This window comes from Niallia laureatilytica, from assembly GCF_046613985.1.
Taxonomy (GTDB): domain Bacteria; phylum Bacillota; class Bacilli; order Bacillales; family Cytobacillaceae; genus Niallia.
The window spans coordinates 240,292-251,335 of record NZ_JBKKHP010000008.1 but is presented as its reverse complement, the minus strand read 5'-3'; the positions used below and the strand labels follow the sequence as shown (position 1 = coordinate 251,335).

The 11,044-nt window shown below is 38.3% G+C and carries 12 protein-coding genes; 2 read left to right on the top strand and 10 right to left on the bottom strand.

What is annotated here, in order from left to right:
* Positions 1 to 177: 177 nt before the first annotated feature.
* The 4 genes from ACLIJJ_RS19210 to ACLIJJ_RS19195 all read right to left on the bottom strand — a co-directional run bounded on the left by ACLIJJ_RS19210 (position 178) and on the right by ACLIJJ_RS19195 (position 2,972).
* Complete coding sequence (locus ACLIJJ_RS19210; protein WP_233316423.1) at positions 178 to 1,053, bottom strand: nucleotidyltransferase-like protein; 876 nt, start codon at positions 1,051 to 1,053, stop codon at positions 178 to 180.
* 217 nt (positions 1,054 to 1,270) lie between these two features.
* A complete protein-coding gene (gene perR / locus ACLIJJ_RS19205) occupies positions 1,271 to 1,714 on the bottom strand; it encodes a peroxide-responsive transcriptional repressor PerR (protein WP_245399835.1) in 444 nt (147 codons plus the stop codon).
* A gap of 335 nt (positions 1,715 to 2,049) precedes the next feature.
* A complete protein-coding gene (gene bcp, locus ACLIJJ_RS19200) occupies positions 2,050 to 2,514 on the bottom strand; it encodes a thioredoxin-dependent thiol peroxidase (RefSeq protein WP_237942232.1) in 465 nt (154 codons plus the stop codon).
* A 71-nt stretch (positions 2,515 to 2,585) separates the two neighbouring features.
* A complete protein-coding gene (locus ACLIJJ_RS19195) occupies positions 2,586 to 2,972 on the bottom strand; it encodes an ion channel (protein WP_237940727.1) in 387 nt (128 codons plus the stop codon).
* Between the two features lie 200 nt (positions 2,973 to 3,172).
* Between ACLIJJ_RS19195 and ACLIJJ_RS19190 the strand changes: the two genes are divergently transcribed.
* Both ACLIJJ_RS19190 and ACLIJJ_RS19185 read left to right on the top strand, forming a co-directional pair.
* Positions 3,173 to 4,471, top strand: a complete 1,299-nt coding sequence (locus ACLIJJ_RS19190) for a glutamate-1-semialdehyde 2,1-aminomutase (protein WP_237940726.1) — start codon at positions 3,173 to 3,175, stop codon at positions 4,469 to 4,471.
* A gap of 300 nt (positions 4,472 to 4,771) precedes the next feature.
* Entirely contained in the window at positions 4,772 to 5,860 is a 1,089-nt protein-coding gene (locus ACLIJJ_RS19185; RefSeq protein ID WP_233316394.1) for an FUSC family protein, read from the top strand.
* A gap of 42 nt (positions 5,861 to 5,902) precedes the next feature.
* Here the strand turns inward: ACLIJJ_RS19185 and ACLIJJ_RS19180 are convergent, their stop codons facing one another.
* The 6 genes from ACLIJJ_RS19180 to ACLIJJ_RS19155 form a co-directional block, all read right to left on the bottom strand.
* Positions 5,903 to 7,651, bottom strand: a complete 1,749-nt coding sequence (locus ACLIJJ_RS19180) for an ABC transporter ATP-binding protein (protein ID WP_282581419.1) — start codon at positions 7,649 to 7,651, stop codon at positions 5,903 to 5,905.
* Between the two features lie 146 nt (positions 7,652 to 7,797).
* Complete coding sequence (ntdP, locus tag ACLIJJ_RS19175) at positions 7,798 to 8,328, bottom strand: nucleoside tri-diphosphate phosphatase (protein WP_233316393.1); 531 nt, start codon at positions 8,326 to 8,328, stop codon at positions 7,798 to 7,800.
* 185 nt (positions 8,329 to 8,513) lie between these two features.
* Positions 8,514 to 8,774: a YgaB family protein gene (locus ACLIJJ_RS19170; protein ID WP_233316392.1), complete on the bottom strand. Its 261-nt coding sequence runs from the start codon at positions 8,772 to 8,774 to the stop codon at positions 8,514 to 8,516.
* 281 nt (positions 8,775 to 9,055) lie between these two features.
* Positions 9,056 to 9,232, bottom strand: a complete 177-nt coding sequence (locus ACLIJJ_RS19165; RefSeq protein ID WP_233316391.1) for a gamma-type small acid-soluble spore protein — start codon at positions 9,230 to 9,232, stop codon at positions 9,056 to 9,058.
* 242 nt (positions 9,233 to 9,474) lie between these two features.
* Positions 9,475 to 10,260, bottom strand: coding sequence for an SDR family oxidoreductase (locus ACLIJJ_RS19160; protein WP_233316390.1), 786 nt, complete (start codon positions 10,258 to 10,260; stop codon positions 9,475 to 9,477).
* A gap of 39 nt (positions 10,261 to 10,299) precedes the next feature.
* Entirely contained in the window at positions 10,300 to 11,037 is a 738-nt protein-coding gene (locus tag ACLIJJ_RS19155; protein WP_233316389.1) for an SDR family NAD(P)-dependent oxidoreductase, read from the bottom strand.
* Between the last annotated feature and the right edge of the window lie 7 nt (positions 11,038 to 11,044).

Here is an 11,044-nt window from a genome sequence, read left to right as displayed (position 1 = left end):
GTCTGCTTCCTCATTCTTCCAGAAGCGACTTTCTTAATATAACATTTGACCTTTTTCGTGTCAACTGTTTTTTAAAAAAACTTTTCCGCCGTTTCAGCAACATTTTGTGTTGTTTTAGCGACGGATATAAATATAACAAGTTATTTAGTTAGCGTCAATACTTTTTCTAAAAAAACTTTAATCTTTTTTCGAAACCTTATAATAGCGGTGATAAACCTTAGGACTTTTCGTTTCCACATCCACCACTTCAATAAAATGTTTTTCAATTAAATATTCAACAAGCATTCCTAAATCAACAGAATATACAAGAAAAAGCTCTTCATTCTCCATAAGATCATTAAATGACCAATACTCTTTCTCCTCCAGTATATCTGAAATATGCTGAATGCTCATTTTTGTCTTTGAATGGATGAGGAACTCGCTTGCCAAAAACAACAATTCAAGTCTTTTTTCCAAAGGCTCTTCACTGTTAATCAATTCAACATATAATTTATAAATCTCTGGTTCAATCTGTTTAACCTGACTCCAAACAGTCACCTCGGGGTGAAACCCGTTTTCGATGACCGCAAGCCTTGCTAAATGATGCAAGGAGTGAACGACATCATTATATGCATCAAGATAATGTTTGTTCTCAAAAAATGCCTTTCCATCCATATATCTTCTGATAAGCTTGGCAAACTCCACACCCATCTTCCGCTTTCTTTCAGAGACAGGAAAATCCTTTAACTCACTTTTGAGCTGCGAGACAAACTCATTGCGGTCAAATATAACTCTCCCATTGTACAGCCATTCAAAGATTTTTTTATTTGTCCCAAGCAGGATCCATTTTTTCAACTGAGTCTCTGTGATGACATGAAGTGCTGCCTTTTTATCTGTATACGTATAATGCTTAATGAAAATTGGCTTTTCCGCCTCTTTTACGATGATTAGCATCACCGAGTCAAATGTATCTGTTACCGTCATTTCTTTTTGTCTTTTTTCTATCATCAGAACGCCAAGTGTGTTCGCTTGGCTCGCTCTTTCTTGATAAATCGGACGAAGAATGTCTTCCATCATTGCTCCCCCATCATAAAAAATTCGTTAATTATACTTTCGATATATTGTTCTAAAATTCCTGCCTTTCACTAAATCGGACAATAATCCCCGGCAAACTTTATGATACGTTTTTCTAATGAGCACATAAAAGACAAAAAGAGGAGTCATCATTTTTTAAATCCCCCGCCGGCATTTGGTGGGAAATTTCAAAAAGAGACATCCTCTTTATACTTGCTTAGTGCGCTTCGTTTTTTGCACATTCAGGACATGTTCCATAAATTTCTAAGCGGTGATGACTGATTTTAAAACCTGAGACATGACTGGCGAATTGTTCTACCTCATCCAGTCCAGGATAATGGAAATCCACTATCTTCCCGCAATCCTTACATATGATATGGTAATGATGGGAAGTGATAAAATCAAAGCGGCTTGAAGAATCACCATATGTCAATTCCTTTACAAGACTCACTTCTTTAAACACTCTTAAATTATTATAAACAGTGGCCACACTCATATTTGGAAATTTGCCTTCCAGTGCTTTGTAAATTTCATCGGCAGTCGGATGTGACATTGAGCTTATTAAATATTCAAGTATCGCATGACGCTGCGGGGTAATGCGCACTCCTGTTTCTTTTAGTTTATCAAGAGCTTCCTGTAACTCATTATGTTCCACAGACATGCACCCCATTTCTAAAAAGTATTCTTATTTTATAATGTTTATAATTAGTGTACTAACAAAATCATGCTTTTGTCAATAAGAATGGCGGAATAGACGTAAATCAGACTGATATTGTGTTATCATTTGTCTAAAACTAGAATGATTCTTTTTCTATACTTCTTATTATATTCGATTGGCCATATATAATGCTCTTATCTTCCTAAATAAAAAAAGGCAGACCAACCATCGTGGTCTGCAACATATATCTGAGGAGGTATGCCCTAATATAATGTATTCACAACTTGTATATTGGAATGGACAAAAGCCTCAGCCGTAATAAATTAGGCTAGAAAAGCTTATCGTTTTTTCAGTTCTTCAGCAATCTCCTCTACATGACCGGCCACTTTGACCTTTCGCCATTCACGGACAAGTCTACCCTCTCTGTCGATAAGAAAGGTGGAACGTTCAATACCCATATATTCCTTCCCGAAGTTTTTCTTCAGCTTCCAGACTTCGTAGCTTTCTGCTACTTGATGATCTTCATCTGCAAGAAGCAGGAACGGCAAGCCGTGTTTTTCAATAAACTTTCTGTGTTTATTGACAGGATCAGGACTTACTCCAAGGACAACTGCCTCAAGCTCTTCGAAGATAGCATGGCTGTCTCTGAAATCACACGCTTCTGTTGTACATCCAGGTGTCATATCTTTCGGATAAAAGTATAAAACAACATTTTTCCCAATAAAATCTGACAATTTAACTGTCTCTCCATTATTTGCTTCTAATGTAAAATCAGGTGCTTTCTCTCCTATAATCACACTCATCATTCTTCCTCCAATACTATTATTAATAATAGCCTAGCGAAAGGAGCATTTTTTTTCAACTTACATCCCTTTTAGCTGTCCATATCAAGAACTGCTCTTGCCACAAATGCCGCAGGAATTGTATAGCCGATTAGTGCTTCTATTACTACAATCAATCTTCCAAACCCGATTGGCGCCAAGTCGCCGAAGCCGACTGAAAAAAGAGTGATGCCACTGAAATATATCCCTGTTTGAAGCATATCTATAAAATGCAGGGAAGAGTCATACATTTGTTCACTTTCATTGTAGACCTCTACCCCGTTGAGCTGAAGGAGTGTGTAGATTAAACCAAATCCTATCATAATGGTGATATAAACAAAGAATAAGTATATAAAGTTCTCAAAAGAAACCCATTTTTCTTTCAGACGATAAGGAACGAACAATGTTCGCAAGCTCATCATGATAAAAAAAATAATCATAGCTAACAGAAAATAAAAAAACACGTTCCTCCCCCTTATCTGCTTTTCTTTTTAAAAATGTATGCTTGTCTTTCTACATAAAGACCAGAGCATCAGGCAAAGTAGTACTTACAATAGCTTTATCGTTTATCTTCTGAAAAAAAGTGCTAAAATTATGATGAACATCATTTAATAATGATAGAAGATTTAGGAGGAATATCATGCAACATAATAATTCTGAGAGATTACATGAGGAAGCACTTAAAGTAATCGTCGGGGGAGTCAACAGCCCTTCTCGTTCGTATAAAGCAGTTGGCGGCGGAGCTCCTGTCGCTATGGAAAGAGGACAAGGAGCCTATTTCTTCGATGTGGATGGAAACCAGTACATTGATTATTTGGCAGCATACGGCCCAATCATTACAGGACATGCTCATCCCCATATAACAAAAGCTATCACTCGAGCAGCAGAAAGTGGCGTTTTGTACGGGACACCGACACCGCATGAGGTGACATTCGCTAAAATGCTTCAAGAAGCTATTCCCTCTATGGAGAAAGTCAGATTCATGAACTCTGGAACAGAGGCGGTCATGACAACGATCAGGGTGGCACGTGCCTATACTGGCAGAAACAAGGTTATTAAATTCGCAGGCTGTTATCACGGCCACTCCGATCCTGTCCTTGTTGCAGCAGGTTCAGGTCCATCTACACTGGGCACACCAGATTCAGCTGGCGTACCTGCTGTGATTGCCGCTGATGTTATCACTGTTCCTTTCAATGATATCGATGCCTTCAAGGATGCAATTGAGAAATGGGGACCAGAAATTGCTGCCGTCCTTGTCGAGCCAATAGTCGGTAACTTCGGTATTGTCGAGCCTGTTGAAGGTTTCCTTGAATTAATTAACGAATATACCCATAATGCTGGAGCTCTTGTCATTTATGATGAAGTAATCACTGCCTTCCGCTTTACATACGGCGGTGCCCAGGATTTACTGGGAGTAAAGCCAGATTTAACAGCATTAGGGAAAATCATCGGCGGAGGTCTTCCAATCGGAGCTTATGGAGGCAAAAAGGAAATTATGGACAAAGTGGCACCGATTGGACCCGCATACCAAGCTGGTACACACGCCGGAAATCCTGCTTCTGTGCTTTCAGGAATTGCCTGCCTTGAAGTGCTGAAACAAAAAGGCGTATATGAGCACTTGGATAGATTGGGTGCTTTGCTTGAAAAAGGGATTGCTGATGCGGCTGCATTGCATAAGGTGCCGATTACTATTAACCGTCTAAAAGGCGCACTTACTATTTACTTCACGAACGAAAAGGTTATGAATTATGAGCAGGCCGAAAACACTGATGGTGAATTATTCGGTAAATTCTTTAAGTTAATGGTAGAACAAGGTGTTATGCTTGCACCTTCAAAATATGAAGCATGGTTTATTACCATTGCTCATACCCAAGAGGATATTGAGGCAACAATCCATGCTGTCAACAATGCTTTTGAAGCATTGGCGAAAGAACTATAAAAACCATCTAAAACAGAGAGCAGTTATATTGCTCTCTGTTTTATAAATCACATAAATCTGCATGATACAACGTTTAAATTCTCCTGTAAAAACTTTTGCAACCTGCTAAAATCCAACAAAGCATATTCCGCAGCATTACATTTCATTAATTTTTCATGAAAAAATCATATAATCATTAAATGACTATTGATGTTAACAGTCAATCACTGTATAGTACATTATTGTTTAGTTTTTCTATAATTTGTTTAAAGTATAGATATACTAGGCTACTTAAAATGTATGAGAGAGGATTATTTCTATATGACTTTAGGAGCGCGCATTCTTAAGACAGGAATCGCCATCGTTTTAGCGTTGCTGCTTGCCCAAACACTGCAAGTGCCCACACCTGTATTCGCAGGAATTTCCGCAATCTTTGCGATACAGCCTACTATTTATCGATCTTACTTATCTATTATAGAGCAAATACAAGGTAATATTATAGGCGCAATTATCGCTGTTGTTTTCGTACTCAGCTTCGGCAACAATATCTTTATCATTGGTCTTGCCGCGGTAATTGTAATTACGATTAATTTAAAGCTTAAACTAGAAAAAACAATCATTTTGTCAACAGTAACGTTGATTGCAATTATGGAAACGACGACAGATGACTTTATTACATTTGCGATTATACGATTTTCAACTATAATGCTGGGAATTCTATCAGCGTTTATCGTAAATCTCGTATTTTTGCCTCCAAAATATGAAAACAAGCTGTATAACAGCATTTCTGATATTAGTGAAGAAGTTACAAAGTGGATACGCCTGAATATTAGGCATGCATCTGAACATAGTCTACTAAAGAATGATATCGACAAGATTTCTGACCGGATTATTAAAATAGACCAGTTGTACTTAATGTATAAAGAAGAAAGAAACTATTTTAAGAGGAATACGCCTCTTAAAGCGAGAAAGCTTGTTATATACAGGCAAATGATTAACACACTTAAAAGATCATTCCATACTTTAAAGAAATTGCACCGTTTTGAAAATGAGCTTAAATCATTGCCGGAGAATTTTCAAAATATCATCCAGCAGCAGCTTGATTGTCTGATCCATCATCATGAGCATGTGATGCTGAAGTTCATTGGTAAAGTGAAACCGAATGTCACCTTTGAGGAAGGGAATATCACCCTTGACAGGAAGGAACTATTCTACCAGCTTATCAACCACTACCGTGAAACAGTTGATGAGCGTATATGTGAACACGACGAGGAAATGGTGCAGTACCATGCAATGCAAATCATTTCTGCAATCATTGAATATGATGAAAATGTGGAGCATTTAGATACACTAATCACCACGATTCAAGTACATCATAAGCATGAACCGGAAGTTAAGATAGAAGAATAAAAAGAAAGGATGTCCTTGATTCAAGGACATCCTTTCTTTTATTTATACTCCAAGCTGCTGTATTTGAAACAGATTAAAGTAATGACCTTGAAGCTTCATCAGCTGTTCATGGCTGCCATCCTCAACAATTTCCCCATTGTTAATTAAGACAATGCGGTCTGCATGAGTGATGGTCGAAAGTCTATGGGCAACAATTAATGTCGTCCTTTCCTTTGCCAGTTTCTCAATCGCTTCTTGAATAGATTGCTCACTTTCCAAATCAAGAGCAGACGTAGCTTCATCCAAAATGAGAATTGGCGGATTCTTTAAGAATACACGGGCAATGGCAACACGCTGCTTTTGTCCGCCGCTTAGCTTTACTCCTCTTTCGCCAACCTTTGTTTCATATTTATCTGGGAGCTGCATGATGAAGTCATGTGCGTTAGCAGCCTTTGCTGCTTCGATTACTTCTTCCTCTGTTGCATCTGGCTTTCCTATCATAATATTCTCTCTGATTGATTCACTGAATAGAATATTTTCTTGGAGAACCATTCCGATTTTATCCCTTAAGGTTCTTACTTGAAAATCGCGGATATCTTTTCCGTCAAGAAGAATACTGCCGCCAGTAACATCATAAAAGCGCGGAATCAGACTGATCAGTGATGATTTACCGCCGCCGCTCATCCCTACAAAAGCAATTGTTTCTCCTTGCTTTATATTTAAAGTGATATTTTTTAAGACACGGTCATCCTTTTGATCGTAGGCAAAATCGACATTCTGAAAACTAATATCCCCTTTAACATCCACACATGGGACAGCTGTCTCCTTATCTTGAATATCGTACTTTTCATCTATCAGCTCAAAAACACGATCCATTGATGCGATTGACTGTGTCAGTGTAGTGGAAGAGTTCACCATTCGTCTCAGCGGATTATACAGCCTTTCAATGTATGCAAAGAAAGCTACCATAGCCCCTAAAGACAGCTGACCGCTGATTACTTGATAGCCTGAATAGGCAATTACGATTAATGGTGAAATATCCGTAATCGTATTAACCACAGCAAATGCTTTTGCATTCCAGCGTGTGTGATCTGTTGCCTTTTCCAAGAATGCACTATTATATTTTTTAAAGTGTTTTTGTTCATGATCTTCTGTTGCAAAACTTTTGATGACCGAGATTCCCTGCACTCTTTCATGCAAGAAGCTTTGCACTCCTGCTAAAGCCTGCGATCTCTCTCTTGTCAGCGTACGTAAGTTTCCGAAGAAATGTCTGATAGATAACGCATAAAACGGCAAAAGAATAATCGAGATAATCGTCAGCTTCACATTCATCGTCAGCATTATTCCGATCGTAATTAAGATGGTAACACCATCAAGCCATAAGTTCATCAGGCCAGTCAGGATAAAGTTCTTCGTTTGCTCCACATCATTAATTACGCGGGAGATAACCTCCCCTGCCCTTGTATTTGAATAATACTTCAAGCTCAGTTTCTGTAAATGAGAAAACAGCTGATCACGAATGTCATAAAGTATTTTATTCGACGTCCACTGGGCAAAATATTGGCGGTAATATTCAACAGGCGGCCTAATGATGACAAAGATGATTAACATTATACCCATCATCTTCAAAAGGCTTGTTATTCTCTCTTGTTTATCCAAGTCTGTTGCGTTAATAATGTCATCAACGACAAATTTAAGCAAAAGCGGAATGAGCAAAGGAATAGCGAATTTGATGATACCAATGATGATAGTTCCTATAATTTGCATTCGGTAAGGTTTTACGAAATGCAAATATCTTTTAATACTGTCCACATTCTCTCCTCTTTCCTTTCCAAAGTTGTTATGTAAATAAGTAATTAGAACAAAGCTTCCAAACAAGATGTTATTTTACCACTAGCACAAATCAAAACAAAAGAAAAAGCTTGCTGAACTCTCAACAAGCTATTCCTCCTTACTTATTAACTTCTGTACGTTAAATACCTTTCATACCATAAATCAATAAAATCTGGTGCAAAGGGACCTTTTCTTTGGCGTATCCACTGAATCAATTGATTAACATGCGATTTCAAGATACGGTCAATCGCATCTGGATACTTCATTTCCGCACGGTGACGCTCATACTCGTCCTCATCAAGGAGGTTGAAAGTCATATCTGGAAAAATTTTAATATCCAAATCATAATCAATATACTTCACTGCTTCTCCATCATAAATAAATGGCGAACTAAGGTTACAATAATAATGGATTCCGTCTTCCCTTATCATTCCAATTACATTAAACCAGTATTGGGAATGAAAATAGCATATTGCCGGTTCACGGGTGACCCATGTTCTGCCGTCTGATTCTGTAACAATTGTCCGATCGTTACCGCCTATTATTAAATTTTGCGTCCCTTTAAGTATCGTTGTTTCGTCCCAGATTCGATGGATGTGCCCATTATGTTTGTAGCTATGAATTTGTATTGGTTCACCCTCGATAGGTACGCCCATTATTCTCCCCTACTTTCATTTTGCGGACGCTTTGCAACCTACTTACATTTAAATATTCTAATTCCCAATCAAGGCAACAAAGAACAATTCCTCTTTTTTCTATTATTATAACGGTTAATAGAAAAATTTAAAACAAAAGAACCATTGAAATTGCAGAAGGGATAAGAAATATTTAATGTTACCTATCAAATGGAGCTTAAATTCATTTCGTTTTGCTGGTAAACCTTGATAACTTTTTCTGTCTGCATTTCAAATATTCGCTGAATCTCTTTCAGCTCCATCTCCATATTCAGGATCTCAACCTGCACTTCCTTCAGCTCTGTTTCCTTTTGCAATTGCTGCAATTGTGCCTCTATTTCCTCACACCGCTCCAGCTCACTTTGCAAGTACAGCAGCTTTTCCATAATCTTCATCTGTTCTCCTACTAATCCATTGAACACGTTCATGAACATACACATCCTAATTCATATTTTTAGCAAGGATTTAATTACCTCTCATTTTAAAAAAGATATTCTACTATTCCCTCTTCACTGCTGACTTTTAAATTTTGGTGTTTTTTTTGCTCTGTTGATTATTTCCACTTCAAGTCCCTATTTCCTTTGACTACTTCTGTAGACTAACAAGAGGTTTTGTCGAACTTTCCATTAGGAGTATACGAGGATTTTTTTAGGAGAAATAAGAGAAGACACTTTCCTCTAAGAAAAGTGCCTTCATCTTTTAGCTATAATTATGAGTTTTTAGATTTGTTTTGCTCTGCTTGAGCGTTTTGTCTTTTTACTTCTTGTACGTCAGTTTCGCTAGCGAATTCTGTACCGAATTGTTGACCAGAAGTTACTGAAGCGTTTTGTTGTTTTACTTCTTGGATGTTAGTACCAGTTTGTGTGCTACCTGCTTTTTTAGCCATTACTATCACCTCCACGAATATAATTTGTCCCGGATGCAGAAGTTCTATCCATTATTTTTTTAATTTCAATAAAATCCATATAAAAAAGCACGAGATTAACTCGTGCTTTAAATTCTACTAAGACCCTAATTAAGCTGTTAAATCTTTTGCAATTATTCCATAGTAAAGCTGTTAACCTGGGGGGCTATTGAAACTTAGCTGGAAAACAATCGCAAGCGAAAATGGAAGCTTATATCTTAATATTAATATTTGTAGGACTGTCCGCCGTCAATTGGAATAACAGTCGCATTGATGAAGTTAGCTTGATCAGACAGCAGGAATGCAACTAAGTAGCCAACTTCCTCTGGTTTTCCGAAACGCTTCATTGGGTTTGGTTCAACAAATTGTTTGCCGACCTCTTCCCAGTTGTCTGGGTCGATTTGCTTTAATGATCCTTCTACCATTGGTGTCATAATTGCACCTGGCGCGATCGCTTTAATGCTGACTCCATATTGGCCGTACTCAATTCCTGAGTTGCGAGTTAAGCCGACAACGCCGTGTTTGCTTGCTGCATAGCCGGATTGGTTTCCAACACCGCGGATTCCACCTACAGATGCAGTATTAACAACAGACCCAAAGCCTTGTTCTCTCATAACTTTCAATACGTATTTCAAGCCATAAAATACACCATTTAAGTTTATGCTAACGACTTTTTGGAACTCGTCTAGACCGAAATCTTCCGTAAGATCCTGTTTACCTTCAATACCAGCATTATTGAAAAAGCTGTCAATTTTGCCGAATTTAGCAACCGTTTCGTTTACATAGCTTTCAACTGCCTTCTCATCGGCTACATTTGCTGTAATAAGCAAAACTTCTGCTTCTGGTGTTGTTGCAAGCACTTGTTTTTTTGTTTCTTCTAAAGAAGCAGTATTTAAATCCACAAGGGACAGCTTAGCTCCTTCTTTCGCAATTTGCAGAGCGGAAGCCTGTCCTAAGCCAGAGCCAGCGCCTGTAATTAACACAACTTTGCCATCAAAACGATTTTCCATCGTCCTCTTCCCCCTTTTCATGTTTAAGCCGTAATTGAATTATTGTGCAGTATAACCGCCGTCTACTATCAAGCTGTTCCCTGTCATATAAGAAGAATCATCAGAAGCTAGGAACAAGACAGCTTTTGCCATTTCTTCTGCTTTGCCGAGACGTTTTACAGGTGTTGCTGCAGCGAGTGCTAATTTGCTTTCTTCTGGAATGATTGGTGTATCAATAAATCCAGGGCAAAGCGCATTTACACGTATATTTTGTTCAGCATATTCTAATGCAAGAGAGCGAGTTAAGTTAACAACGCCACCTTTTGCCGCATTATAGGCAGCAGAACCTGGTGAACCAACCCATCCGTACATGGAAGCTGTATTGACGATCGTGCCTCCTCCAGCTTTCAACATTTCGCGGATAGCTTCACGTGCCACTAAGAAAACACCATCTAAATCTACATTTACTGTTTGGCGCCATTCGGAATAGTCCAATTCATGTGAAGGCTGAACACGGCCAATACCTGCATTGTTGAAAACAATATCAACTTTGCCAAATGCATCTATCGTTTGCTTGAAGATATTAGCAACCTCATCTTCACTTGTAATATTAGCTTTAACGAACAGAGCTCCAGCGTTAAGCGCTTTCAATTCTGACTCGAAGGCCTTTCCTTTTTCTTCATTTAGGTCTACAAGCACAACTTTAGCACCTTCTGAGACAAATAAACGTGCTGTTGCTGCGCCAATACCAGACGCGCCGCCTGTGATTACTGCAACCTTATCTTGTAATTTTCCCATTGTAAAT

Excerpts from the sequence above, each read along its gene's own strand:
- ACLIJJ_RS19210 (WP_233316423.1), bottom strand. The coding sequence starts at position 1,053 with ATGGAAGACATTCTTCGTCCGATTTATCAAGAAAGAGCGAGCCAAGCG.
- perR (WP_245399835.1), bottom strand. The coding sequence starts at position 1,714 with ATGTCTGTGGAACATAATGAGTTACAGGAAGCTCTTGATAAACTAAAA.
- bcp (WP_237942232.1), bottom strand. The coding sequence starts at position 2,514 with ATGAGTGTGATTATAGGAGAGAAAGCACCTGATTTTACATTAGAAGCA.
- ACLIJJ_RS19195 (WP_237940727.1), bottom strand. The coding sequence starts at position 2,972 with ATGATTATTTTTTTTATCATGATGAGCTTGCGAACATTGTTCGTTCCT.
- ACLIJJ_RS19190 (WP_237940726.1), top strand. The coding sequence starts at position 3,173 with ATGCAACATAATAATTCTGAGAGATTACATGAGGAAGCACTTAAAGTA.
- ACLIJJ_RS19185 (WP_233316394.1), top strand. The coding sequence starts at position 4,772 with ATGACTTTAGGAGCGCGCATTCTTAAGACAGGAATCGCCATCGTTTTA.
- ntdP (WP_233316393.1), bottom strand. The coding sequence starts at position 8,328 with ATGGGCGTACCTATCGAGGGTGAACCAATACAAATTCATAGCTACAAA.
- ACLIJJ_RS19170 (WP_233316392.1), bottom strand. The coding sequence starts at position 8,774 with ATGAACGTGTTCAATGGATTAGTAGGAGAACAGATGAAGATTATGGAA.
- ACLIJJ_RS19165 (WP_233316391.1), bottom strand. The coding sequence starts at position 9,232 with ATGGCTAAAAAAGCAGGTAGCACACAAACTGGTACTAACATCCAAGAA.
- ACLIJJ_RS19160 (WP_233316390.1), bottom strand. The coding sequence starts at position 10,260 with ATGGAAAATCGTTTTGATGGCAAAGTTGTGTTAATTACAGGCGCTGGC.
- ACLIJJ_RS19155 (WP_233316389.1), bottom strand. The coding sequence starts at position 11,037 with ATGGGAAAATTACAAGATAAGGTTGCAGTAATCACAGGCGGCGCGTCT.